The 25,135-nt window shown below is 34.3% G+C and carries 22 protein-coding genes; 17 read left to right on the forward strand and 5 right to left on the reverse strand.

All coding sequences use genetic code 11. The annotated features are described in order from the left end of the window. The first annotated feature begins 14 nt into the window (after window positions 1-14). Both SPD48_RS19050 and SPD48_RS19055 read left to right on the forward strand, forming a co-directional pair. Entirely contained in the window at window positions 15-1,493 is a 1,479-nt protein-coding gene (locus SPD48_RS19050) for a sodium:solute symporter family protein (protein WP_336259730.1), read from the forward strand. A gap of 289 nt (window positions 1,494-1,782) precedes the next feature. Next, entirely contained in the window at window positions 1,783-2,544 is a 762-nt protein-coding gene (locus SPD48_RS19055) for an IclR family transcriptional regulator (protein WP_336259731.1), read from the forward strand. Between the two features lie 77 nt (window positions 2,545-2,621). Here the strand turns inward: SPD48_RS19055 and SPD48_RS19060 are convergent, their stop codons facing one another. Further along, the gene (locus SPD48_RS19060; RefSeq protein WP_336259732.1) at window positions 2,622-2,918 is read right to left on the reverse strand and encodes a DUF4190 domain-containing protein; all 297 of its coding nucleotides are present in this window, start codon (window positions 2,916-2,918) and stop codon (window positions 2,622-2,624) included. Between the two features lie 534 nt (window positions 2,919-3,452). Between SPD48_RS19060 and SPD48_RS19065 the strand changes: the two genes are divergently transcribed. From SPD48_RS19065 to SPD48_RS19125, 13 genes are all read left to right on the forward strand, one after another. Continuing rightward, window positions 3,453-4,454, forward strand: coding sequence for a rod shape-determining protein (locus SPD48_RS19065; protein ID WP_336259733.1), 1,002 nt, complete (start codon window positions 3,453-3,455; stop codon window positions 4,452-4,454). A 38-nt stretch (window positions 4,455-4,492) separates the two neighbouring features. Next, the gene (locus tag SPD48_RS19070) at window positions 4,493-5,311 is read left to right on the forward strand and encodes a flagellar hook-basal body protein (RefSeq protein ID WP_336259734.1); all 819 of its coding nucleotides are present in this window, start codon (window positions 4,493-4,495) and stop codon (window positions 5,309-5,311) included. A 12-nt stretch (window positions 5,312-5,323) separates the two neighbouring features. Next, the gene (locus SPD48_RS19075) at window positions 5,324-6,133 is read left to right on the forward strand and encodes a flagellar hook-basal body protein (protein WP_336259735.1); all 810 of its coding nucleotides are present in this window, start codon (window positions 5,324-5,326) and stop codon (window positions 6,131-6,133) included. A 126-nt stretch (window positions 6,134-6,259) separates the two neighbouring features. Continuing rightward, window positions 6,260-6,544 (forward strand): DNA-directed RNA polymerase subunit beta, encoded by a 285-nt coding sequence (locus SPD48_RS19080; RefSeq protein ID WP_336259736.1) that lies wholly within the window; start codon window positions 6,260-6,262, stop codon window positions 6,542-6,544. Window positions 6,545-6,636: 92 nt separating this feature from the next. Beyond that, window positions 6,637-7,059, forward strand: a complete 423-nt coding sequence (fabZ, locus tag SPD48_RS19085) for a 3-hydroxyacyl-ACP dehydratase FabZ (protein WP_336259737.1) — start codon at window positions 6,637-6,639, stop codon at window positions 7,057-7,059. A gap of 115 nt (window positions 7,060-7,174) precedes the next feature. Then, window positions 7,175-7,453 (forward strand): hypothetical protein, encoded by a 279-nt coding sequence (locus SPD48_RS19090; RefSeq protein WP_336259738.1) that lies wholly within the window; start codon window positions 7,175-7,177, stop codon window positions 7,451-7,453. A 679-nt stretch (window positions 7,454-8,132) separates the two neighbouring features. Continuing rightward, entirely contained in the window at window positions 8,133-8,645 is a 513-nt protein-coding gene (locus SPD48_RS19095; protein ID WP_336259739.1) for an MgtC/SapB family protein, read from the forward strand. Between the two features lie 362 nt (window positions 8,646-9,007). Further along, window positions 9,008-10,051 (forward strand): ABC transporter substrate-binding protein, encoded by a 1,044-nt coding sequence (locus SPD48_RS19100; protein WP_336259740.1) that lies wholly within the window; start codon window positions 9,008-9,010, stop codon window positions 10,049-10,051. A gap of 89 nt (window positions 10,052-10,140) precedes the next feature. Next, window positions 10,141-11,862 (forward strand): ABC transporter permease, encoded by a 1,722-nt coding sequence (locus SPD48_RS19105; RefSeq protein WP_336259741.1) that lies wholly within the window; start codon window positions 10,141-10,143, stop codon window positions 11,860-11,862. Between the two features lie 19 nt (window positions 11,863-11,881). Further along, on the forward strand, window positions 11,882-12,931 hold the full coding sequence (locus SPD48_RS19110) for an ABC transporter ATP-binding protein (protein WP_336259742.1): 1,050 nt from the start codon (window positions 11,882-11,884) through the stop codon (window positions 12,929-12,931). A gap of 22 nt (window positions 12,932-12,953) precedes the next feature. After that, window positions 12,954-13,688 carry an MBL fold metallo-hydrolase gene (locus tag SPD48_RS19115; protein ID WP_336259743.1) on the forward strand — a complete coding sequence of 245 codons (735 nt, stop codon included), beginning with the start codon at window positions 12,954-12,956 and terminating at the stop codon, window positions 13,686-13,688. A 31-nt stretch (window positions 13,689-13,719) separates the two neighbouring features. Further along, entirely contained in the window at window positions 13,720-14,574 is an 855-nt protein-coding gene (locus SPD48_RS19120) for a Cof-type HAD-IIB family hydrolase (RefSeq protein WP_336259744.1), read from the forward strand. Between the two features lie 644 nt (window positions 14,575-15,218). Then, a protein-coding gene (locus SPD48_RS19125; protein ID WP_336259745.1) for an IS3 family transposase occupies window positions 15,219-16,780 on the forward strand; the annotation gives its coding sequence in 2 pieces (ribosomal slippage) (window positions 15,219-15,876 and window positions 15,876-16,780; 1,563 coding nt in all). A 57-nt stretch (window positions 16,781-16,837) separates the two neighbouring features. Here SPD48_RS19125 and SPD48_RS19130 read toward each other — a convergent pair. Both SPD48_RS19130 and SPD48_RS19135 read right to left on the reverse strand, forming a co-directional pair. Continuing rightward, window positions 16,838-18,463, reverse strand: a complete 1,626-nt coding sequence (locus SPD48_RS19130) for a hypothetical protein (protein ID WP_336259746.1) — start codon at window positions 18,461-18,463, stop codon at window positions 16,838-16,840. A 346-nt stretch (window positions 18,464-18,809) separates the two neighbouring features. Then, window positions 18,810-19,097, reverse strand: a complete 288-nt coding sequence (locus SPD48_RS19135; RefSeq protein ID WP_336259747.1) for a hypothetical protein — start codon at window positions 19,095-19,097, stop codon at window positions 18,810-18,812. A 197-nt stretch (window positions 19,098-19,294) separates the two neighbouring features. Between SPD48_RS19135 and SPD48_RS19140 the strand changes: the two genes are divergently transcribed. Next, complete coding sequence (locus tag SPD48_RS19140; RefSeq protein WP_336259748.1) at window positions 19,295-20,389, forward strand: glycosyltransferase family 4 protein; 1,095 nt, start codon at window positions 19,295-19,297, stop codon at window positions 20,387-20,389. Between the two features lie 166 nt (window positions 20,390-20,555). Here SPD48_RS19140 and SPD48_RS19145 read toward each other — a convergent pair whose 3' ends face one another. Both SPD48_RS19145 and tagD read right to left on the reverse strand, forming a co-directional pair. Then, window positions 20,556-21,746 (reverse strand): CDP-glycerol glycerophosphotransferase family protein, encoded by a 1,191-nt coding sequence (locus SPD48_RS19145; RefSeq protein WP_336259749.1) that lies wholly within the window; start codon window positions 21,744-21,746, stop codon window positions 20,556-20,558. Then, window positions 21,739-22,137 carry a glycerol-3-phosphate cytidylyltransferase gene (tagD, locus tag SPD48_RS19150; RefSeq protein WP_336259750.1) on the reverse strand — a complete coding sequence of 133 codons (399 nt, stop codon included), beginning with the start codon at window positions 22,135-22,137 and terminating at the stop codon, window positions 21,739-21,741. The genes SPD48_RS19145 and tagD overlap by 8 nt, the downstream gene beginning before the upstream one ends. 394 nt (window positions 22,138-22,531) lie before the next feature. Between tagD and SPD48_RS19155 the strand changes: the two genes are divergently transcribed. Continuing rightward, a complete protein-coding gene (locus SPD48_RS19155; RefSeq protein ID WP_336259751.1) occupies window positions 22,532-25,057 on the forward strand; it encodes an N-acetylmuramoyl-L-alanine amidase in 2,526 nt (841 codons plus the stop codon). The last annotated feature ends 78 nt before the right edge of the window (window positions 25,058-25,135 follow it).

A 25,135-nucleotide genomic window follows, 5' to 3' on the forward strand; every position in this document is an offset into this window, starting at 1 on the left:
AGAGGGTGTTACTTTTGACAGTAATAATAATAATATTTGCATTTTTATTTATGACATTAGGTGTCGGGTTAATTCCTGCAATCTTAGGTAAAAAAGAAAACAAAACACTTTCAATTGATGAATATACGCTCGGTAAGCGTGGGTTGGGAGTAGTATTAATTTTCTTTACTACTATGGCGACATGGTATAGTTCGTCACTATTCTTGGGAGCAGTTGCAGAGGTTTATACGAAGGGACTAGAGTGGGTCTTCGGTTTCACAAGTAGTGCAATTGCTGGTCTGGTATTCTTCTTTCTTGGACCTAAAATTAAGGAAGTTAGTGACAGGAAATTATATACTACCCAAGCAGAATTATTTGCGGACCGATTTAAAAGTGACTTTTTAGGATACGCATCTAGTCTTGTTGGGATAGTATTCATGATTCCTTACATCGTTATTCAAATGGTAGGAACTGGTTATATTTTAGAAGTATTTACTGATGGGAAAATCCCATATTGGTTAGGTTTATTAATTGGATTATCGATATGTCTTATTTTTATTTATTTTGGTGGAGTACGAAGTGTTGCTTGGACAGACGTATTCATGGGAATTGTCTTTTTAATTAGTATTTGGTCAGCTGTTCTTTTAGTGGCATATAAAGGTTTCGGATCCATCCCGAATCTTTTCAGCGAAGCAGAATTAAAAGTTCCGGATTTATTAACTTTACCTGGACCTGAAGGTGTAAGTTGGTCCTATTTCATCTCGATGGCATGGGTGATCGGTTTAGGTGGGTATATGTGGCCACATATGTTTATGAGAATATATTCCTCGGATTCTGTACAGTCAGTAAGAAAAGTTGGTTCTCTCGTAATTTTTGCTAGTTTAATTGCACAATTGCCTATTGTAATTGGAGCGGTTGCAGCTGCTATTCTACTACCAGATTTACAGGTTGCCGATACTGCACTCTTAGAATTGGTAAAAATGTATGCACCTGTTTGGATGATTGGGGTTTTAGGTGCAGGAGGAATTGCAGCGTCACTTTCTACCGTAAATAGTTTGATTCATGCGGAAGGTGTTCTAATTTCAAAAGACTTTTATTCTAAAATTTCTAAGAAGAAGAAAAGTGAAAAAGACATACTAAAAGTAACAAGACTTATTATTGTTTTTATTTCAATAATGGCATATTTTCTATCGTTAACTAAACCGCAATTTTTGTGGACAATACTAGCACAGGCATATGGAGGAGTTTCCCAATTTTTCCCGCTGATTATTGCTGTTTTATTTTGGAGAAAAGTTACAAAGCAAGGAGCTATTACAGGGTTGCTCGTAGGAGTTTTTGTATCGTTATTCTTTAACTTTGGACCAATTGCATCACCTTTTGGAATTGTCCCAATGTTTTGGGGAATGATCGCAAATACACTGTTATTAATTATTGTAAGCTTATTGACCCAAAATGAGGCTAATGATAAGATTACTGAAGATTACTTTAGTGATTCGGGGTTAGAACAAAAATAGAAGGTAAGATAAGTTATTGTGACTTTTTGATCAGTTGAAAACAATTCTAGTAAAAGAAACTTTGTTGTTTACTATGAATTAACTCAAATAGGCAGGTAACCTTAGTATAAATTTGCATGCTTATAATTAATCGTTTTTGAAGAACTTTAATATATTAAAGAAATTATCATACACGAATGCTTATAAAGCATGCAGTCTAGTATTCATTATTGCTAGCTTATCGCTCTTTTTATTGCGGTTTATATTATAATGAAATTAGGGTTTTCAACAATTATAGGAGAGGTTAACAATGTCTAATGTTCAATCTGTAGAACGTGCTTTAATTATTTTAGAAACGCTGTCCCAAGCGCAAAGAGGAATGAGTGTCAAGGAAATATCAAACAAGGTAGACTTAGCCAAAAGTACTACCCATCGCTTACTAACTACATTAATGAGTAAGGGATATGTTATACAAAATAATGAGAATGATGATTATTTGCTTGGTTTAAAATTAGTTGAAATATCTAGTTCTATTCTTGAAAATTTGGATATTCGCTCATATGCTAAAGATGCTTTAGAACACCTAAGCGATGTTACAAACGAATCGGTTCATTTATGTATTCATGAAAATGGGGAAGTAGTTTATATTGATAAATTTGAAGGAAACCATACGATACGAATGCACTCTAGGATCGGAAAAAGAGGTATGATGCATTGTACTGGTGTCGGAAAAATTCTATTATCTGGAATGACCGAAGAAGAGATTAGTAACATCATTCGTAAAAAAGGCCTGCCCAAACTTACTTCGAAAACAATAACAGATACGGAGACTCTATATAAACGTTTGGAGAAGATTAGAGCCGATGGATATGATATTGATGATATAGAAAACGAAGAGGGTATACGTTGTATGGCCGCACCAATTTTTAATCATCGCGGTGAAATTATTGCAGCTTTTAGTATTTCTGGTCCTGAAATGCGGATAACAAAAGAACGAATAGAATCAGAGTTAAAAAAGCTTATTCTTGAGACATCCACCCTCATTTCACAAAAAATGGGATATACTAGGTAGATTATTCCGACTTGAGAATTACTATGTTCTCAAGTCGGAATTTTCATGTTTAAAATAAAAAGCTCAGCTTAGTCTCACTAAGCCGAGGCTGCTGCACTTAGAATAACAATAATCCAAAAACCAATTTTAAATAAGAAAGTAACGATTCCTAAAATAATTCCCGCAATTGAAAATCCACGACGTACTGGTTCAGATAAAGCGAAAATTCCAAAGATGATTGCTAAAAGTCCAAGAATATAAGGGATGAACGGGATCCAGTTTAATACAACACCAATTATTCCAATTACTAGAGCTGCTATTGCCAGTCCATTACTAGGTTGAGTCTGGACTTGAATCACTCGCGATTCTACATGTTCGCCCGTCTCGTTTTCCACGCAAGTTCCTCCTTTCAAACCTACTCTATATTATGTATACAATAAACCTAGATTACCCTAATTATGTACGATTTTCAATAAGCCTTTAATCCTTGACTCGGCTCATGTTATGGGTGAAGTCGCGCAATTAGTGTGAAAGTTGCTCCAGTTAAGTTGAAAGTCGCTCAACCGGCGTAAAAGTTGCTCGAGTTGCGGTAGAAGTCGCTCAATCGGCGTGAAAGTCGCGCAAGCAACATAAAACTCGCGCAAATCGAGGCGAAGCTCGCTCATATTACGTTCAATCAACTAATTTTTTATTAAAAAATCAGATATTCATCCGTAACACATTATTTTCATTCTTAGCATAAATATAGTGTTGTCATGTTATTTTTAATGGTATTTAAGGTAAAAAATGGACTAAATTAAAGTTAAATGAAATTTATTAAGATTTTTGCGGTTTATTGTATAACTTTGTGGTAGAATGTAATGTTAGAAGTATACAATTTTACAGGTGGGAAAATGGGAAACGATCTGTGTTAGGAGGACTAGAAACGAATGTTTTCGAGAGATATTGGAATTGACCTGGGAACGGCAAATGTTTTGATACACGTAAAAGGAAAAGGAATTGTTTTAAATGAACCGGCTGTCGTAGCAATGGACCGTACAGCGGGGAAAGTACTGGCAGTTGGAGAGGAAGCTTATTTAATGGTTGGAAGAACGCCTGGGAATATTGAGGCGATTCGACCACTGAAAGACGGCGTTATAGCAGATTTTGATGTGACAGAAGCAATGCTTAAGCATTTTATAAATAAAATAAATGTACGTGGATTTTTATCGAAGCCAAGAATGTTAATATGTTGTCCTACTAATATTACAAAAGTAGAACAGAAAGCAATTAAAGAGGCAGCAGAAAAGTCTGGCGGACGTAAAGTGTATTTGGAAGAAGAACCGAAAGTAGCAGCAATCGGAGCGGGAATGGAAATATTCCAGCCGAGTGGAAATATGGTAATTGATATTGGTGGCGGAACAACGGATGTAGCTGTTCTCTCAATGGGTGATATTGTTACAGCAGAATCGATTAAACTTGCTGGTGATACGTTTGATCATGATATTTTACAGTATATCAAACAAAAGTATAAATTGCTGATCGGTGAACGAACTGCCGAAGATATTAAAATAAATGTAGGTACTGTATTTAAAGATTCTAGAAATGAAGAATTGGATATTCGTGGCCGTGATATGGTAAGCGGTCTCCCGAGAACTATAACAGTTCGTTCGGAAGAAATTGAAGAAGCGCTTCGAGAATCGGTATCGCTTATTGTACAGGCAGCGAAGTCTGTTTTAGAGCGCACACCTCCGGAATTATCTGCTGATATTATTGACCGCGGAGTTATCTTAACTGGTGGTGGTGCAATGATTCATGGAATCGATCAGTTACTTGCAGAAGAGCTTAAAGTTCCAGTATTAGTAGCGGACGAGCCAATGAATTGTGTAGCCAAAGGAACGGGTATTATGTTAGCGAATATTGATAAAATTGATCGAGTGAAAATCGGTTAAATGAAGCTAGAGCTTCGATTGGGTAAGGAGGATTTCATTTGTTAAGAGGATTTTATACAGCAGCTAGTGGAATGATTGCCCAGCAACGTCAACAAGAAATATTATCAAATAATATAGCGAATGCGAATACCCCTGGATATCAGGCAGATCAAGCTGTTCTGCGTTCGTTTCCAGAGTTATTGCTCCAACAAATGGGGTCAAAAAACATACCGACTGAAAATGGGCTGAAAATTCCAGAAAACCGTGTAATTGGCGGTTTAACTACAGGAGTATATGCGCAAGAAGCTATCCCAAACTTTGCACAAGGGGATATTAGAGAAACAGGTATATTTACTGACATGGCGCTTGTTGAAGGATTAAAGCCTGATGAAACAGGTGGGATTTTCTTTACAGTCCAAAATAATGAGGGCGAGATACGTTATACACGAAATGGTCACTTCACTGTGGACGCAGAAGGTTATTTGACGACGAATGAAGGGTATTATGTTCTAAATCAGGCGGGAAACCCAATTCAGACAAATGGATTGGATTTCACAGTGACTCCTGAGGGGGGTGTTCAAGCTGCAGGATTGAATACTCAGCTTGGGCTTGCCTATATTGCGGATGTTCAGGACCTAATTAAAGGAGAGAATGATTTATTGCAACTTGAAGGAGATGCGGTAGCAGCGAATGCATATACTTCAGGTGCAGAATTTACAGTACAGCAAAATTATCTTGAAAGTTCTAATGTTAACCCGATGCAATCCATGACCGATATGATTCAAGCATACCGGAGTTTTGAATTAAATCAACGAGTGTTAAAAGCTTACGATGATAGTATGGGCAAAGCAGTAAATGAGATCGCTAGATTAGGATAGGGGGGATAAACAATGTCACTTCGCACAATGGGCCAAGCGGCTGTAACAATGAACCAATTACAACATCAGATGGATATGATTGGTCATAATTTAGCTAACAGTCAAACAACTGGATATAAATCGAGGCAGGCTGAATTTTCCAACTTGTTAACTCAACAAATAAACAATATGTCAAATCCAGACAATGCGATAAATCGAGTCACTCCAGATGGTATTCGGATTGGTACAGGAGCCAGACTTGGAGCAATTCATAATAATTTATCCCTTGGATCCATGCAAAAGACGGGTCGAGATTTAGATACGATGTTACTTAATGAAAATCACTTTTATCAAATAATGGTAGATGGTGAAACGCACTATACGAGAGATGGCGCATTTTATTTACAACCGGTAAATAATGGAGCAGAAGTTGTATTAGTAACTCAAGATGGTTATCCAGTGAATGGCGTAAACGGACCTATTCAATTTGAAGGGAACTTTGACGCTATACAAATTGATAGAAATGGTGCAGTCATTGTTAGACGAGGCGATCAAAATGTATTAGCAGGAACGATCGCTGTAGCTCAAATTGAGCGACCACGTAGTTTGGAAGCTGTTGGAGATAATTTGTTTCGAATTCCACAAAATTTTACAGACAATGGTCTTGTTCAGCAAGCTCCGTTGGATGGTTCATTAATTGAGAGTGGATCGTTAGAAATGTCAAACGTAAGTATCCAAGAGCAAATGACACAATTAATTAATGCGCAACGTTCATATCAATTTAATTCAAGGACAATTTCAATGGCAGATCAGATGCAAGGGTTAGTTAACCAACTTCGATAAAAATTCATGAGCATGTTTTACATTTATTAGAGTAGGTAATACGATAATAGAGCATGCTCATAATTACTCTTAGCTATTTAACAAACTTTATACAACGTTAAATAGAGAAATAAAGGTGAATTCGAGATGGCTACAGATTTAGTGAATAAAGAAACGAGTGAGAAGACAACAATAGCGACGGAAGAACCTTCCGAACAACCAACTAAAAAATCCAGGAAGAAAAATAAGAAAAAGTATCGTGTCCGAAAATTTCCAATCTGGTTACGAATTATTGTTGTGCTCATCCTGTTTGTATTTTGTTTAGTGCTCGGTGTAATTGTTGGCTATAGCATTTTAGGTGACGGATCTCCAGCAGATGCACTTGATAAACAAACATGGCAACATATTATTGATATTGTGAATAAAGAATAATCATTTTATACTACTCCCAACTTTATAAAAGTGGGAGCATTCTTTTTATTGACGCAATTTTATTAAAAAAATTCAAGAAAAGAGGGTTTTATATGTTAGATGTACAAAAAATAAAAGAAATCATTCCACATCGATATCCGTTTTTACTAGTTGATCGAGTAACGGAAATGGAAGAAGGAAAACGAGTAGTTGGTCTAAAAAACGTTTCAGCAAATGAACCATTTTTTTCTGGCCATTTTCCTGAATATCCTGTTATGCCTGGCGTATTAATTTTGGAAGCATTGGCACAAGTAGGAGCAATTGCAGTACTTGATATGGAACAAAATAAAGGAAAAATTGGCTTTTTAGCAGGAGTGGATAAATGTCGGTTTAAAAGAGAAGTTAAACCGGGTGATCAGCTGCAATTAGAAGTAGAAATTATTCGTATGAGAGGTGCGATTGGAAAAGGAAAAGGCGTTGCAACAGTAAATGGTGAAATTGCTTGCGAGGCTGAGATAATGTTTGCCATTAAGTAATTCTGAACAAGTATAAACTATTCCCTTTATTTTAATCTTCCTTTTAATTTTAGAATGACTAGAAAAAAATTGGATAAGCTAAAAAGGAAGAATTGAGGTAAGGGAGGGATATTATATGTTGAAAAGAGTACTTATCGTTATGATGGCACTTACTTTTGTTACTGCTTGTGGAACACCTGGAAACAATAATAACAATAATGCACCAGTTCCAGATGATAATGCACCAGCTAACGATAATAATGATTTAAATCGTAATCAAGATATGAATAACAATAATAATTTTGATACGAATGATAATTTAAATCGTGATCAAATGAACAATAACAATAATAATATGGGTCCAGATGATCGACAAAACAATGATATGTTCAATAATAATAACAATGTAAGATAACTTCTTTACAAGAATGCCCTAACTATTAGGCATTCTTTTTTTGTCATCATTATTATCAAGTGATTCAACGAATATTTTTACTACCCGCTTTTGTCGGATATGAAATAAATTTATTTTACTAAAGGGTGGCGTTGCATACGTAAAGAAAGACCAAATCGTAATGCTGTTAACGAACAACATTACAATTTGAAAAAAATAATCAAAAAGTGATTATAGATGAAAAACACAAAACATCTTGACATATTTACTAAAGGTTAGTAATATTATTACAAATGTAATGAGTTGATACAAAAGTAACTAATTGTTTTTATTTATACTCTGTATGAACTAACCAATTATGAAATTATTTATTTTCGCTCCAAATTATTAAATAGCAGCTTGAAATTTCGGAAATTGAAACTAATAATTATGCCACAAATGTTAGCGGTTACATAAGATTTAGTTGGTTTTTGGACAAACTCTACAATTGCACTAGGGAAAGTATAAATATCAAATGAAAAGAGTTAAACAGAAAGAGGTTATCTATAATGGAACTCTGTTTAACAATTAAGAGAGTATTTGAGGATGAAACGTAAATCTAGATGGTCTGCCGATATACTTAATTAGTAATAAATCAATTAAAAATCACAGAATTTTCAATTACATTATTAGGAAACTGTAAGAAAGGAGATACAACAATGTGAGTGACTTTTCAATAGTAAGTTATCTTGATCAAAATGCTGAGTACTTAATACGCGTACTATTGAGTGCTGTTTTAGGATTTTTAATAGGCCTTGATCGTGAATATAAAAAGAAACCCGCAGGTGTAAAAACATATATGTATGTTACAGTTGCATGTACATTATTGACAATTATATCAGTTGAAAGTGTTGAAAAGTATGGAGAATTAAACCATCTCGTCCGAATGGATCCTTTACGTTTAGCTGCTCAAATTGTTTCCGGTCTTGGTTTTCTTGGTGCAGGTGTAATTTTAAAAGATGGACTTGAAATTAGAGGTTTAACTTCTGCCGCAATGATTTTATTTGCAGGAGGAGTTGGAATAGGAATTGGAGCAGGATTTTACGGAATTATAATTTTTACAATGCTTATAGCTTGGTGTTTAGCAAAACTAGGTGAGAAATTGGAAAGAGATTATAATTTGGGAAACAGAAGAAAAAGAAAACGATCTATCCAAAAGAGAGAGACGAGTTAGTCTGAAGAAAAATTTAATTAACAATCAAATAACGATCAATTAACAATTAATTAACAATAAATTGTTAAAGTAAAGGAGTCGCTTAATTGGATAAAATTCGCTTGATTAAAAGAAAGTGATACTCAATATTCAATTAGTGATGAGGACATAAGATTAAAAGGGCAAGCATCTTTTAGTTTTCTGAATAGAAGACTGTTGTAGCAATATTAGAGATTCATGAAACAAGTAAGGAAAAATTTAATCATTAATACCTCTCTATACAATACAACTTACGTTTGCTTCTTTAAAGGGGGGATGCATTTATTTTATTAGCCGTATTATATAAAAAACTAAAAACTAAAAGAAAAAAGGTGGCAATTAAAATGATAAATATTAAAAGGCTTACGATGTTATTATTACTTATGGCTTTATCAATTATTGTTGTAGCGTGTTCAAATAATGATAGTGAAAAAGCATCAACTAATGAAGGAAAATCTTCGGATGACGAAAAAGTAACCGTCAATCTGTATACCTCAGAGTCACAAGATCTTGTTGGGGAAATGATGAATGAATTTACCGCTCAAAATCCGAACATTAAAGTAGAGATATTCCGTACAGGTACTGAGGAATTAATTGCTAAATTAGAAGCAGAAAGATCGGCTGGAGGTATTGATGCAGATATGGTTTGGTTTGCTGATATTGATTATTTCAATACTTTAGATGAAGAAGGTCTGCTTGAAGAATACCAATCCCCAAATGCGGAAGAAATTGATGAGAAATTTATTTATAACAACGGAAAATATTACGAAGTACGTCAAATTTTCAATGTTCTAGCTTATAATACTGCACAAGTAAGTGAGCCGTTAACGTCATGGGAAGACTTATATCGTGAAGATTTAAAAGGAAAAATTGCCATGGCAAGTCCAGATTACTCTGGAGCAGCATTTTTAACATTGGCTACCATCGTTGATAATGATGATCTTGGTTGGGATTTCTATCAGTCTTTGAAAGATAATGATTTAAAATTCGAACAAGGAAATGGTGCATTAGCTAGTAAAATTGCGAGCGGAGAGTATCACGCTGTATCAGTAGTTGACTTTATGGCTCTAAATGCGAAGAACGAAGGTGCTCCTGTTGAGATAGTTTGGCCTGAAGAAGGAGCTGCAATCATTCCAACGCCGGTAGGAATTATGAAAGATTCAGAAGTGGTAGACGCTTCAAAGAAAGTGTTGGATTTCTTATTATCTGAGGAAAATCAAGAAATGTTCAAAGAACAAGGTTATATTCCGGTAAATCCTAACGTAGGAGTTCCAGAAAACGCTCCAGCAGCGGATGAGATTGAGATAATGCCATTAGATCTGGACTTTATAAAGGAAAACAGAGAAGAATTAAAGTCAGAATTTAGTAATATTTTTGGTTCTAATTAATAAAGAGTAATTTGGAAAACTTCAAAGCTGTCTTAGAAATAGTTTGGTTTCTAAGACAGCTTATATAAAGTAAAGAAAGGATGAGAATAATGTCCCAAATGCCTCCAGAAAAGAAGATATCAAAAAAACTGTCTGCATCCTTTTTTAACATACCAAATATAGTATGGTGGATCATCATTATTTTATTAACATTTACAGTTTTTTATCCTTCGGTTGTACTTGTAATCGAGAGCTTTATGACCGATGGTAAGTTATCATTTTCAAATTATTTACATATATTTGATGCCCCTGAAATAGTAAAAAGTATGTTAAATAGTTTAATAGTAGTAATTCCTTCTACATTAATTTCTACTATATTAGCAGTAATTTTAGCTTGGCTAGTGTCTAGAACAGATTTACCCGGAAAAACTATTTGGCAAACATTACTAGTTATTCCTTATTTAATTCCTCCATTTATAGGTGCTATTTCATGGACATATTTATTAGGACCGGTTGGATTTTTAAATAAATGGTATATGGCTTTATTTAATGCGACCGATCCTCTGATAAATATATATAGCTTGGGTGGAATGACCTTTGTAATGTCCATTTATGGATTTGCTATTCCGTATATTATTATTCTACCTACTATGAAGAAAATTAATGCGTCGGTTGAAGAATCAGCACGTATATCAGGTGCCAGTACACTAAGAACGTTAAAAGATGTAACGATTCCGGTTCTTGCGCCAGCTATTTTCGGTGGTATGTTACTTCTATTTATGTATAATTTAGCGGACTTCGGGATTCCGGCTGTTTTAGGTGCTCCTGAACAAATAAATCTGATGACTACGCAAATTTATTATACAATTCTATCTACGGATATACCTAATAACTTGCAAATAGCGTCTGCTCAATCTATGTTACTTGTTTTAGTTGGAGTAATTGGCTTATATTTTTATTCTAAATTTACTAAGTCAAGTAAATATGTAGTAGTTAGTGGAAAAAGCGGGTCAGCTGAAAACACAAAATTAGGAGCTTGGCATTGGCTTGGACAACTTTTCTTGCTTTTCGTTGTTCTAACTACATTTATCGCACCAATGATGGCGATATTAGTTACAAGTTTATCTAAAGTTTATGGACTGCCTGTAAGTATTTCTAATTTAACATTAAGTAATTTCCTTAAACTTTTTGAATTAGAATACATTCAGCGATCATTATTTAATAGTTTGTCACTCTCTGTAACAGCAGGCTTGATCGTAGGGTTTTGTGGACTTATTATTGCGTATATGACTATTCGAGGTAAGGCTAAAGGCGCTGGAATTATGACTGCTTTAGTAGCGATACCATATGCAGTTCCAGGTACTATTGTTGCTTTAGCAATGATTATGGCATTCTCCCAACCACTCCCTATTATTGGCTGGAAGTTATATAGTACATATGCAATTTTATTGGTTGCATATATTGCTAGATTTATGAATTTAGGTGTGACTACCCTTTCTGGTGCAATTGGCCAAATCGATCCGTCATTGGAAGAAGCCAGTAGGATATCAGGTGCGTCGCGAGCAAGATCCTTTGCTGACGTAATGTTCCCTTTACTCAGACCAAGTTTGTATAGTGCCTTCTTTTTAGTCATGATCCCTGCACTGGGAGAAATTTCGCTTTCCGCATTATTATGGTCTGTAGGAAATGAAACAATAGGGGTATCAGTATTCTCGACCCAGATGGAAGGAAAGGTTACTTTAACTGCGGCATTAGCTATCTTACTATTGTCATTTACCATTATATTAAATTTAGTAGTTCGAATTGTTTCAAGAGGACGGGTCGGAATTTAAGAGTGCTAGGAGGAAAAAGATGAGTACATTAATTTTTGATAATATTACAAAAAAATACGGAAATAAAACTGTAGTTAATAATTTCAATGCGAAAATAAATCAGAATGAGCTAATCACAATTGTAGGACCTTCAGGATGCGGAAAAACAACAACATTAAGAATGATAGCAGGGTTTGTTGAGCCTACTACAGGAATTATTAAAGTTGGTGATCAAGAGCTTGTAAATAAGGAAAAAAATCACTTTTTAGAACCAGAAAAAAGAGAGATAGGGATGGTTTTTCAATCGTATGCAGTCTGGCCGCATATGGATGTTTTTAAGAACGTCTCTTACCCTCTGAAAATTCGAAAAGTTAATAAAAGCGAATTAGCTAGAAGAACAAGAGAGGTATTAAAATTAGTTCATTTAGAAAAGTATGAAAATAGTTTCGTCCATGAATTGTCTGGTGGACAGCAACAAAGGGTTGCTCTAGCTAGAGCGTTAGTAATGGAACCGCAATTATTATTACTTGACGAACCACTTTCAAACTTAGATGCTGCTTTAAGAGAGTCAATGAGAAGTGAAATTAAAGAAATTCAACGTAAGTTAGATGTAACGATTATTAATGTAACCCATGACCAAATTGAAGCCATGACAATGTCTGATCGAGTTATTATAATGGATCATGGAAATATAAAACAGATTGGTACACCAGAGGAAATCTATAATGATCCTGCCGATTCTTTTGTTGCTAAGTTTATTGGTTCAGCAAATCTTCTTGATTGTCACCATATTAAGACAGAAGGTTCTTCGATGACGATCAAAGTTTTAGGAGTTGAAATGGATGTAAATACAAAAGACATCCAACAAAAGGAAGGTAAATTATGTGTCAGACCTCACCATATTGTCATCGATAACTCGTCGCACTTAATTGGAAAGATAGTAAGAAGGCTTTATCAAGGAGATCGGGTAGAATTCCATATTGAGACGAAAGGCCAAGTAGTTAGAATGATCACTGATGCAAAAGAAAAATATAAAGTTGATGATAAAATTGGCATTAAATTTGTCGAAGGAATTTGGTTAGATAACTAATTTAAAATAGGATTGATTAAAAATGAAAATTAAAATTTTAGGCTATTGGGGTGGATATCCATCACAAGGCGGAGCTACTGCAGGCTATTTAATAACTACTGAGGAAGGACAGATATTACTAGATTGCGGAAGCGGGGTAATGAGTAAATTATCGTTGCACACTAAAGTGGAGAATCTTAATGCTGTAATTCTTTCTCATTTACATTTTGACCATACAGCCGATATAGGGATTTTACAATATGCTGCTGTAGGTGCGCTTAGAACGGAAAAAATGAAAAATAAATTAAAGGTGTATGCTCCAACAGAACCTGCAAGTAATTGGAAGGCAATTCAAAGTGAAGAAACTGAATTTCTGCCTATAGATGAGAGTAGAACTATTTATACGGCAGGCCTAAAAATTGAATTTAAATCTGTTACCCATACAATTCCTTGCTATGCGGTAAAGTTCACATATAAAGATAAAGTGTTTGTTTACTCAGCAGATACAGCTTATGACGAAAGTTTAATTGACTTTGCACAAGGTGCCGACATATTTATTTGTGAGGCAACCATTTGTCCCGGTAGTATTCATACGGTTGGAACCGGCCATATGGATGCTACAGAAGCGGGACAAATTGCTAAAAAGGCGAATGTAAAGCAATTGATTTTAACACATTTACCTCATGATGGCGACTTTCAACTAATGAAAGAACAAGCTGAAGAAGCCTTTGGTAATCGAGTGTTTTTACCAATGGAAACAGAAGAGTTGTTTTTATAGTCATTTGACAATTAAGAAAAGGTGGATATAAATGTATAAATTACTTGCATTGGATATGGATGGGACTCTTTTAAATAATAAAAAAGTCATTACTGAAGAAGTAAGACAGGAAATAAATAATTTATTAAAGAAAGACATAAAAGTAACTATTGCAACGGGAAGGTTTCCCGCATCAGTTTGGTTACATGGACAATCATTAAATTTAACAAGCCCTTTAGTTGCTTTGAATGGAGCGGTAATTTTAGAACCAGTAAATGGAGAATCAATAGAAACAAGTCCTCTACCATCCAAAGTTGCAAAAAAGATAGCAGATTTTGCTCAAAAGAATAATGTGTATGTTCATTTTTACGGATATAATGTTTTATATGTTGAGAAAACGAATGATATGAATCAAAGATGGGCGATTGCAAATGTGGTGATGGACGAAGCAAAGGAATTAACAGAAACGAATTATAGAGATCAACTTGCCCATTTCAGCTTGGAAGAGGTAGGTAATCTCTCAGATTTTGTAACTAAAGCAGATCACCCAGCTTTATTTAAAGCAACAATTATTGATGAAGACACAGATCTGATAGAAAAGCTCTATCAAGATATAAGCAATTGGTCAGAATTGAATGTAACACGAACAGGGAAAAGAAGATTCGATATAAATTTAGCGGGAGTAAGTAAAAAAACAGCTTTAATTGATATTTGTAAAAGGCTTGGAGTTAAGCAAAGAGAAGTAGTGGCAGCCGGAGATTACGATAATGATGCAGAAATGATAAATTGGGCAGGTTTAGGGGTTGCTATGGAAAATGGTAATGACTTTATTAAAGAAATGGCTGATGATATAACCACTTCAAATGAAGAAAATGGAGTTGCTGAATTGATTAAAAAGCATTTTTAAAAAATACGATTAAACCCATTAGTTTGAACTCAGTATCGTGAATATTTATTGCTATTAATTTTTTCATCCGCTATTATAATTTTTTTATAAATACATTTTAGCGGAATCGCTCAATTCGAGTTGAAGTCGTGCAATTCGGGGTGAAAGTCGCGCAATCACTTCGGAAGTCGCGCGAGTCAAGTTAAAAGTCGCGCAATCACGTTGGAAGTCACTCAATTCGAGGTAAAAGTCGCGCAATTAGCGTGAAAGTTGCGCGAGTCGAGGTAGAAGTCGCTCAATTAGCGTGAAAGTTGCGCAATTCGGGGTGAAAGTCGCTCGATCACTTCGGAAGTCGCGCGAGTCAAGTTAAAAGTCGCGCAATCACGTCGGAAGTCGCTCAATTCGGATTGAAGTCGCGCAATTCGGGGTAAAAGTCGCGCAATCGCGTCAGAAGTCGCTCAATTCGAGTTGAAGTCGCGCAATTAGCGTGAAAGTCGCGCAAGTTATGTTAGAAGTCTTTGCAAACATATAGCTTGTTTGAGAAATGTTGATTCTTTAAGTTTTTTAAAAGAAAAAAAGTCCCATTTGTGAGGATTTGATATGCTCCCCTGTAGGTAGACTGATTTTAAATAAATAAAATCTGGTTACTTATAGGGGAGCTTTTTATGTCAAATAAAAGAAGCCGTTCTTTAAAAGAAAAAGTTGAAATATTAAATGCTTATGAATCGGGGAATCATTCTTTAAGTGAATTATACGATCTTTATAATGTGTATCCTAGTTCAATTAAGGACTGGAAATATAAGTATGAAAGGTATGGGATAGAAGGATTAAAGGAATCTAACACCTGGAATAAATACTCTAAAGAATTAAAATTAGCTGCCATAAAAGATTATGAATCTGGTAATTATTCTTTAAGACAAGTGGTTAGAAAATATGAAATTTCGGATGCTAAAGTTTTGAGGGATTGGATTAAGAAGTATAATGGTCATAGAGAGATTAAGAGTGCCGGGAAAGGACGGAATCATTCTATGACTAAAGGAAGATCCACTTCGTGGAAAGAGAGAATTGATATTGTTTACTATTGCTTATCTGTGGACAAGAATTACCAGGAAACAGCTGTTAAATATAAAGTGTCCTACCAACAAGTTTATCAATGGGTTAGAAAGTATGAATCTGGCGGTATAGATGCATTAAAGGACAGACGCGGAAGAAATAAAACAGAAGAAGAGTTAACTCCAGAAGAGAAAATGAAATTGGAAATAAAGAGAATCGCAAAAGAAAATGAACGATTAAGAGCGGAGAATGCATTTTTAAAAAAGTTGGAGGAAATAGAAAGGAGGCGGTCTTAAGTAAAGTTCGTCAAGAACATAAGTATTTAGCAATCAAAGAACTAAATGAAAATGAAGGGTTTAATATATCTTTATTATGTGAAATAGCCGTTATTGCACGTTCAGCGTACTATAAATGGGATAAACGAATACCTTCTCCGGAAGAACGATTGAACGAAAAAATTCTTGAAGAAATTAAAGAGTTGCATAAAAAACATGATGGGATTTTGGGTTATCGTAGAATGACGCTGTATATAAATCGTTTATTTAAAAATAGCTATAACAAAAAGAGAATCCGAAGGATTATGAAAATCGCAGGCATAGAATCTGTTATTAGAAGAAAAAAGAATCGATATGTAAAATCTACTCCGCAACATGTTGCGGAAAACACGCTAAATAGAGACTTTACAGCAGAAAAGCCAAATCAGAAATGGGTAACAGATGTTACTGAATTTAAATATGGTCATTCAAAGAAAGCCTATTTAAGTGCTATTTTGGACTTATATGATAACACTATTGTCAGCTATGTAGTTGGTCATTCAAATAATAATCAACTTGTATTTGAAACATTGGATAATGCCATCCAAACATTATCGGCAACAAAGCCATTAATCCATAGTGATCGTGGATATCAGTATACTTCTTATCCATTTAAACGGAAAATTGATGAAGCAAAGATGACACAAAGTATGTCAAGGGTCGGAAAGTGTATTGATAATGGACCAATAGAGGCATTTTGGGGAACAATAAAATGCGAAAAATATTATTTAAATAAATATGATACTTTTGAAGAACTCGTAAAGGCAATAGATGAATACATATATTTTTTCAATTACGAACGATTACAAGAAAGATTAAACGGCCTTAGCCCCATGGAATTTAGGGCTAAGGCCGCTTAAGCACATTTTATTATTCCACTGTCTACTTGACAGGGAGCAGTTCACTTTTTACATTCTTTATATTACTTTCCTAAAGCGATACGCTGCATGAACACCGAAGCCAAGGATGACAGAAATAATTCCGGCAAAAACGTAATTCCAGCTGTTTGTTGCTGTCTTTGGAAGGTTACCGCCTTTCTTATCATCACCATCACCTGAGTCGCCAGATCCAGTTCCAGATGCACCAGATTCGGGGTCTTCTTCTTCGCCTTTGACATCTTCTTCTTTCATCAATTCAAGACTTTCATATGCTTCTTTTAAATGAGCTAAAGCTGTATCAACATCATCTTGGGTAGCTTCATCCGTCTCCAAAATGTTTTCAGCATTCGCGAGTGCATTTTGAAAAGACTTCCAACTATCTTCTGTATATAGGTTTTCATCCAATTTTTTGTCTTTTAATTCGTTTACGTACGTTTCAAGTTTTGATATATCGATTTCTGCTAGTGGTTCTTTCGGGTCTGTTTTTGGAGCTTCAGGAGTTGGTTTTTCTTGATCCTTAGGGGTCAAATCGATAGGATCTTCTTCGTCTTCTGCTAACTCCAAATTATCATAAGCAGTTTGCAAATCTTCTAGAGCAGTATCGACTTCTCCCTGAGATGCAGTTATTTTACTGTATACCTCTTCCGCTTTTGAAAAAGCTTCTTGAAATGCTTCCCAGCTATCTGTCGTATACTGATCCGCATCAAGGTCCTCTGCATAAATATGATCAATCAACTCTTCTAACTCAGACTTATCTACAATTGGTTCTACCGGAGGTCTGATAGGGAAATTTTCTACTAACCCTTCATATGCTTTTTTTAATTGAGCTAATGCTCGATTAACTTGATCTTGTGTCGCATATTCATAGGCGATTACAAGTTCCGCTGTATTCATCGCTTTCGAAAATGAACTCCAACTTTCCTCTGTGTAATCCTCCTTGTTCAAGTTTTCCTCATATATTTCTTTGAGAAAAGCTTCCAATTCCGATTTATCACCTATAATTGGCAACGTACCGTCCAGTTTTTCTAATCCGTTATATGCTCTATTTATTTTCACATATGCTAGTTGAATCTGTAATTGGGTTGCTCTCTTATCCGCTAATACTTCCTCTGCTTCTTTAATAACTAATTCTAATCTTGACCAGCTGTCTTTTGTATACAATGTGTGATTTAATGCTTTCATCTGATTAACATATTGTTGTAATTCCGCCTTATCAACAATTGGTAAAATTTCAATTGGCGGTATTGGAATGAGCAGACCATTTCTGGCTAAATTTAAGTTGATGACTGCAATATCAATCTGAAATTGACTGATCTCATCATCTTTTAAAGCACTCTCAGCTTGTTCAATCGCTAGAATAAAACGGTTCCAGCTCTCTTGCGTATAGTCTTCTTGATTTAATTTTTCAGCTCTAATTTCATCTAATAAGCTTTGTAGTTCTGACTTATCCACTTCCGGCATATTTTCCATTACCGAGAAGGGAGTACTGTCCTCGCTTTTTCCCTCAGAGTTATTAGTAATTATGTTAGAGTACTCTGCAGTTTCTGCATGAACTTTATCTGTATGTATGAGGGAACTAGAGGAAATAGGTGACCATATCAATAATAGAACAACCGTAATAAATAGTGCCCGTTTTAACAAACGATTCTTTTTACTTTTCTCCATCTAAACCTATCATTCCTTTCAAAGATAGTCACTCATCGTAATCTTAAAATTGAATAGTACCTTCGTCAATCGGTCTAACTATTCAATCTCTCATGTTTGCCTTACCCCTTCTAAACACCAAGCTAGTTTATTTTAAAAGCTTGATATTAAAGGAGTTAAGGAGATTCTATAATTAAAAAGTCCGATGAATTAATGGATAAGTATAGTAAAAAGAGCCTTTATTTTGTTAGAAGAAGTGATATAGTAGATGCCTAATAGACTAGCGAATAAATGAAAGTTAATAAGAATAATGAAAACATCATATGTCTAAATGACTGGTATTTAATGTAAAAAAGATATCCGTTTGTTAAAACGAATATCTTTTAAAAATATGAAGCCAATTATTGATTGTTGCTTTATTATTTAACGAAGAATGATCATATGAAATATAAACAAATCCGGTAGTTTCATCAAACGTAATCGAATAGATATTTGGATCATTACGTAAATCATCCATTAGCTGAAAAAAATTTGTTTTGTGTCTCCTCCATGTTGCAATACTAATAACTACTTCACCCGGAACAAAGTGCTCTACTTGCACTCCATACTTTGCCGCTAAGGCAATGAATTTCAATTTCGTCACATTTGATATCATATTACATGTGCTCCTTCACTATAAGTCATACTTATAAACATATGTAGAAATTGAAAAAAGGTGAGCTGAGATTAGCGTAACCCAATTAATAAACTAAATAAAACAATTATTTGCATGATTCAACAGAAATTCGCTATAATTTACCTAGTCCTGTCCATTTTTGAATGTTCAAGAATTTCTCAGCTAAGGAGAATTATATGATCAATTATGTTGATTTAATGATTGCATCGTTTATTGCGCTCATTTCAACTTTTTTTCTCACTTTTTTAGTGAAAAAAATTGCGTATAAATTTAATATCGTTGACTTTCCCAATCAACGAAAAATACATAAAAAGGCTACTCCACGGATTGGCGGGTTAGCCATTTTTCTTGGAGCAGCATTAGGCTTGCTTTATCTACAACCGGAGCATGTTCATTTACTTGAAATTTCCTTAGGGGCTATTGTCATAGTTATTACAGGTATTTTAGATGACCGCTATGATATTAGGCCGATAATTAAGCTGTCAGGCCAATTAATTGCAGCCTCTTTTTTAATCTCTTCCGGTTTAATTATTGAACGGATCACACTCCCATTTATTGGAATGGTTGATTTAGGCGTGTTCAGTGTATTAATAACAGTTCTTTGGGTTGTAGGGATAACGAACGCAATTAATTTAATTGACGGCTTAGATGGTTTAGCCACTGGTGTATCGACTATCGCAATTTTCAGTATGTTATTTATGGCGATTATTGATTTACAAGTTTTTGCAGCCTATTTGGCAGTTGTCATTATTGGAGCAAATCTAGGATTTTTGTATCATAATTTTTATCCGGCTAAAATTTATATGGGGGATACAGGGTCAAATTTTCTAGGGTATATGATTGCTGTAATTTCCATGCTCGGTTTGTTCAAGAATATAGCATTATTCAGCTTTATTATCCCAATTATCGTACTCGCTGTCCCGATCTTTGATACGTTATTTGCAATCATTCGTCGCGCCTCAAACAAGCAACAAATTATGAAACCAGATAACAAACATATCCATTATCAGTTATTACGAGTTGGTTTCACTCACCGGCAATCTGTCCTAATTATGTACGCTTTTAGCCTTTTATTTGGTATACTAGCTATCGTTTTTGCTGAAGCATCCCTCGCTATTTCATTACTGGTTACCTGTATCGTATTATTTTTAATACATATTCTTGCGGAAATTGCAGGTTTGGTTGCTGGGGGAAAAAGACCGCTTGTTGATGGCGTGTTAAAATTATTGCGCATTAAAAAAGATACAGCAGTAAATGGACAAGAGAAATAATAAGCTAGACGTAAAAGAGAGAGAAAGTAGGAATACATTGGGAAAATTTACATCTTTATTCTTTTATAATTGATTATTATTGTCTGGAATGTGGGGAGAAAGGGTTCCGATAACGAAAGGTGTAAGTGTCGCATTAAGACTTAATGAACAAAAAATCCGTGGGCAATCATACATGCTCACGGATTCTTTCTTCTTGTTCGCTTGGTACAAGATCGTATAACGCCATAATTAACTTTTCACTAGAGTTTCCAACAGAATATCGATTCCACTCTTTTGTAAATTCCTGAACTTTATCTAAGTCAAAATCTTGATCCTTAATAACTTGGATAAGTTCTTGCGTGGTTTCTACAACCGGCCCTGGTACTCTCGCTATATAATCTGTCCATATTCCTCTTTTTTGAGCGTATTCTTCTAAATCATACGCATAAAAAATCATCGGTTTATGGAGCAATGAAAATTCAAACGGAATAGAAGAATAATCAGTTATTAATATATCTGTACCTAATAATAAATCATTAATATTAGAATAACTGGAAACATTATAAATAAATCCAGGATATTTGTTTTTAAATTCACTGTTTACCGATGGATGCAGCCGCAAAAATAATACATATTCATATTTAAATTGTTCATACATCTTATCCAGATCAATAGCTAATTTTGCATCGTTCAATTCATCATCCCGATATGTTGGCGCATATAAGATCACTTTTTTAGTTTTAATTATCGGAAAATCTTTGATTAATTTATTTTCTGCTTTTTTTCTCTGTATATCATCAAAAAAGAAGTCTGTTCGAGGAATACCTGTACGCATAAAACGTTCCTCAGGCAGTCCGAAACTGTTTTTAAAAATTTGAACCATTTCATCCGAACCAACAACGATATGATCAAACGTATTGTATACTTTTTGAAAACGTTGTAATGCACGTTCTGAACGGCTACCATTTGTTAAATCTTCTAATCCAAATTGTTTAATCGCCCCAGCCGCATGCCATAGTTGAATACATTTCACTTCTGGCTTAAAGTTGGTGGCTGCTAAGAAACCGTAGTAATTATCGATAATAATATGAGTTGAAGTTGCTAAATGATAGACCGATTTAATAAAATCAAGTAGTTTATTTTCAAACTGCAGAATGATACCGCCGTTTGTTGAAAACTTCGTATTACAATTCGCAGTTTTCATGACAACTATTTCTTGATTGGGAACTTGCTGCTCTAACTCATCTAACGTAACATTAATATTCCCGCCAAAGGAAGCAACAAACGTTGTTTTTTCTTTAAGTGAAAAGCGATTAAAGAAGGAGAATAATATACGAAAGATAGTTAAATAGATACTAATTGCTAACTCTCTACCCATGATTCATCTTATTTAAATCTTTTTTAATTTGTGTCGTTGAAATTCCTACCGTTCGAGGCAGATATACAACTTCACAGTGTTCTTTTAAGAAATCAAACTTTCCTTCCCAGTCATCTCCCATGACAAACACGTCTACACCATTATTTTTTATATCCTCAATCTTTTGTTCCCATGTATGCTCAGGAATGACTTCATCCACATAGCGGATGGCTTCTATAACGGCTTTTCGCTGCTCGAAGGCATAATAAGCTTTTTTTCCTTTGGCTTCATTAAATTCATCAGAAGATATAGCAACAATCAAATAATCACCAAGTTCTTTTGCTCGTCGCAATATATTAATATGTCCAGTATGGATCAGGTCAAACGTTCCATACGTGATTACTTTTTTCATTCGTAAAACCTCCGAAAAAGAGTATTCAATCAATATTCTATTATACTATATAACAATGAAGAAAGCGAAGGAATTTTCTTCCGATAAATGGATAGTTTATAAGTTTTATATTGAACTTAGCAACCACTTGTCAACAAAATATAGGGCAAATTAATAAAAATATATAATCGAATAGAGTTTCAAACGTATCTATTAATCTGTTATTCGTAATTACGACATTTTATACCATTTTTATTAAGTGGACAGTCTCTAATTTAATAGATTTATAGTTTTTATATTTTTATCTAGTACTTTTGTAAGTAGTTCAAACGATAAATATAGACAATATCTATCATTTTACAATTTATATTAGGAGTAATATACTGGATAATAAGGAGGAGGTGAATGAGCTGAAATGAAAAATATAGGTATAATAACCTTATTATTCTCCTTGACTTTAGGCATTATGTCTTTTTTACCAACTAATTCTTTTGCGAACTTACAGGAAGAAATTTTCTTGTTTTCAGAGAGTGATGAAATTTATCTGTATAATAACGAAACAGAAGAGACCGCTTTAACAAAGATACCTAATAATTCACAAGCGTTATTAATTATGAAACAGGATGAATTTTCTTTGGTAAGCTATACAGATGCTAATGAACAATCATTTGAGGGATATGTGAGTAATAGTTACATAGTAACAGCAGAAGAAATAGAAGAAGATGTCTATAAAGAGTCAAAAGATGAAGATAAGGAAGACCCAAATACTGAAGAAGTAATTGACGAAGACTTTAATGAAGAACAAAGCGAAATAGAGATTCCCGATAAGGAATTAGAAGATATTGTGGAAGACGATACTGTACAAGAGGATGAAAAAGACTTAGTTAAGGACCAACCTGAAGAAAAAATAGATGTAGAGGATAAAAGTAAAAAGCCTGCTAAAACCCAAGTGATACAAGTTAAAAATCAGAAAACGTATCGTGGAATTGCTCTTAAATCTCCTACGAATATTAGAACTGAACCATCAACAAAATCTAAAGTTCTTACTACTTTTCCTGTTGGAACAGTGTTTGAATATAAGTCATACAATGATTATTGGTATGAAGTTACAGTAGGAAGTAAAAAAGGATATGTTCATAAAAATCATGTTGAAAATAGTATAGAAAATCAGATTACACTCCGAGGGATAGCATTAAACTCCCTAACGAATGTGAGAAGCAGAGCATCTACAAAATCTAGCATTGTTACATCATTGCCAGTCGGGGCTGTTATAAGTTTTAAAGAATTTTCAACTTTTTGGTATGAAATCTCTACTACGGTAAATGGTAAAAAAGTCACGGGATATATTCATAAAAAACATGTAGAAAATGTTCCGAATAAGCAAGAAAATATTCGTGGAGTTGCACTTAATTCTCCGACAAATATTAGGGAGAGAGCCTCAACTAAATCAAAAGTAATTAAGGCTATCCCAATTGGATCAGTTTTAGAATATAAATCTTTTTCTACTTATTGGTATGAAGTTACTGATGGGAAGATTGTCGGATATATTCATAAAAATCACGTTGAAAATGCTGTTGTTAATCAAAAAAGCTTTTTTGGTCTCGCGCTTAAATCTCCAACAAATATAAGATCAAGAGCTTCAACGAAAGCAAATATAATAGCCAAGTTTGATGAAGAGTCAATTGAGGAAATCAAGCCATTTACTACCTACTGGTATGAAGTTACATTAACTATTAATGGTAAAAAAGTTAATGGATATGTACATCGAAATCATATTAAAAATGTTGAAGGTGTTAATCTTCAAGGAGTAGCAAAAAAATCTCCTACTGTGATTAGGACTGAACCTTCAACAAAATCCAAACAATTAACAACATATTCGATAGGAACAATATTAGAATATCAAGTTCATAATGCACATTGGTATAAGATTCGTGTCAATGTTGGTGGTAAATTACAGACTGGATATATCCATCGAAAACATACAGAAAATGCAAAGATTAACCAAGAGACATTAAGAGGAGTAGCTTTAAAGTCACCAACGAATATCCGTTCTACAGCATCTACAAAATCTAGCGTTGCGTTTAAAATGTCAATTGGATCTATCTTAAATTATAAAACTTTTACAACTTATTGGTATGAAGTTTCAGATGGAAATAAAAAAGGATATGTGCATATAAACCATGTTGAAAATGCGGATAAAACCCAAAAGAACTCTCAAGGAGTCGCGCTTAAGCAAACAACGTATATACGTACAATACCATCAACGAAATCACAAGCTTTAACAACATTTTCAAAAGGAACAGTAATAAAATATAAGAATTTTAATACTCACTGGAATGAAGTAACAGTAAATCTTAATGGAAAGACTGTTACAGGATTCATTCATAAAAATCATGTCGGGAATCCAAAAGTAGTATATATTGATGCAGGACATGGAGGAAGTGACCCAGGAGCAGTTGGAAATGGACTACGTGAAAAAGACATCACACTAGATATATCTCGTAGTGTAAGAGATAAACTTGAAGCGGCAGGTTATATAGTAGTTATGTCAAGAACTGGTGATACGTATCCGAGCTTATCAGATCGAACAAGTCAAGCAAATGCCATTAAAGCAGATATATTTGTAAGTATTCATGTGAATTCAGGTGGAGGAAACGGGATTGAGACATGGATGATGAATAGTGGGCCGGAACCAACGAAGAGTAAAACGTTGGCAGAAAAATTACAAGCTGAGATGGTAGGACAAACAAAAGCTAATAATCGGGGCGTAAAAGAAGGCAATTTACATGTAAACAGAGAGTCCAAAATGGCAAGTGCACTTGTAGAGGTAGGATTTATTGATAACAAGAGTGAAGCAAATAAGTTAGCTCAAAAATCGTACAAAGAAAAACTCGCTACTGGTATTGCAAATGGAATTAAAAAATATTTTGATCTATTTTAAAAATTCAAACTTTAATTTTAAAACGAAATTATTAATAGAAAACTAGTATATTGAAAAAGTAAAACAGGTAGGATATAT

The organism is Pseudogracilibacillus sp. SE30717A (genome assembly GCF_037071985.1).
GTDB lineage: Bacteria > Bacillota > Bacilli > Bacillales > Amphibacillaceae > Pseudogracilibacillus.

What these genes read in the sequence shown, in the direction of transcription:
- SPD48_RS19055 (WP_336259731.1), top strand. Translation starts at nt 1,783, where the DNA reads ATGTCTAATGTTCAATCTGTAGAACGTGCTTTAATTATTTTAGAAACG.
- SPD48_RS19065 (WP_336259733.1), top strand. Translation starts at nt 3,453, where the DNA reads ATGTTTTCGAGAGATATTGGAATTGACCTGGGAACGGCAAATGTTTTG.
- SPD48_RS19075 (WP_336259735.1), top strand. Translation starts at nt 5,324, where the DNA reads ATGTCACTTCGCACAATGGGCCAAGCGGCTGTAACAATGAACCAATTA.
- SPD48_RS19080 (WP_336259736.1), top strand. Translation starts at nt 6,260, where the DNA reads ATGGCTACAGATTTAGTGAATAAAGAAACGAGTGAGAAGACAACAATA.
- fabZ (WP_336259737.1), top strand. Translation starts at nt 6,637, where the DNA reads ATGTTAGATGTACAAAAAATAAAAGAAATCATTCCACATCGATATCCG.
- SPD48_RS19090 (WP_336259738.1), top strand. Translation starts at nt 7,175, where the DNA reads ATGTTGAAAAGAGTACTTATCGTTATGATGGCACTTACTTTTGTTACT.
- SPD48_RS19100 (WP_336259740.1), top strand. Translation starts at nt 9,008, where the DNA reads ATGATAAATATTAAAAGGCTTACGATGTTATTATTACTTATGGCTTTA.
- SPD48_RS19105 (WP_336259741.1), top strand. Translation starts at nt 10,141, where the DNA reads ATGTCCCAAATGCCTCCAGAAAAGAAGATATCAAAAAAACTGTCTGCA.
- SPD48_RS19110 (WP_336259742.1), top strand. Translation starts at nt 11,882, where the DNA reads ATGAGTACATTAATTTTTGATAATATTACAAAAAAATACGGAAATAAA.
- SPD48_RS19115 (WP_336259743.1), top strand. Translation starts at nt 12,954, where the DNA reads ATGAAAATTAAAATTTTAGGCTATTGGGGTGGATATCCATCACAAGGC.
- SPD48_RS19120 (WP_336259744.1), top strand. Translation starts at nt 13,720, where the DNA reads ATGTATAAATTACTTGCATTGGATATGGATGGGACTCTTTTAAATAAT.
- SPD48_RS19130 (WP_336259746.1), bottom strand. Translation starts at nt 18,463, where the DNA reads ATGGAGAAAAGTAAAAAGAATCGTTTGTTAAAACGGGCACTATTTATT.
- SPD48_RS19135 (WP_336259747.1), bottom strand. Translation starts at nt 19,097, where the DNA reads ATGATATCAAATGTGACGAAATTGAAATTCATTGCCTTAGCGGCAAAG.
- SPD48_RS19140 (WP_336259748.1), top strand. Translation starts at nt 19,295, where the DNA reads ATGATCAATTATGTTGATTTAATGATTGCATCGTTTATTGCGCTCATT.
- SPD48_RS19145 (WP_336259749.1), bottom strand. Translation starts at nt 21,746, where the DNA reads ATGGGTAGAGAGTTAGCAATTAGTATCTATTTAACTATCTTTCGTATA.
- tagD (WP_336259750.1), bottom strand. Translation starts at nt 22,137, where the DNA reads ATGAAAAAAGTAATCACGTATGGAACGTTTGACCTGATCCATACTGGA.
- SPD48_RS19155 (WP_336259751.1), top strand. Translation starts at nt 22,532, where the DNA reads ATGAAAAATATAGGTATAATAACCTTATTATTCTCCTTGACTTTAGGC.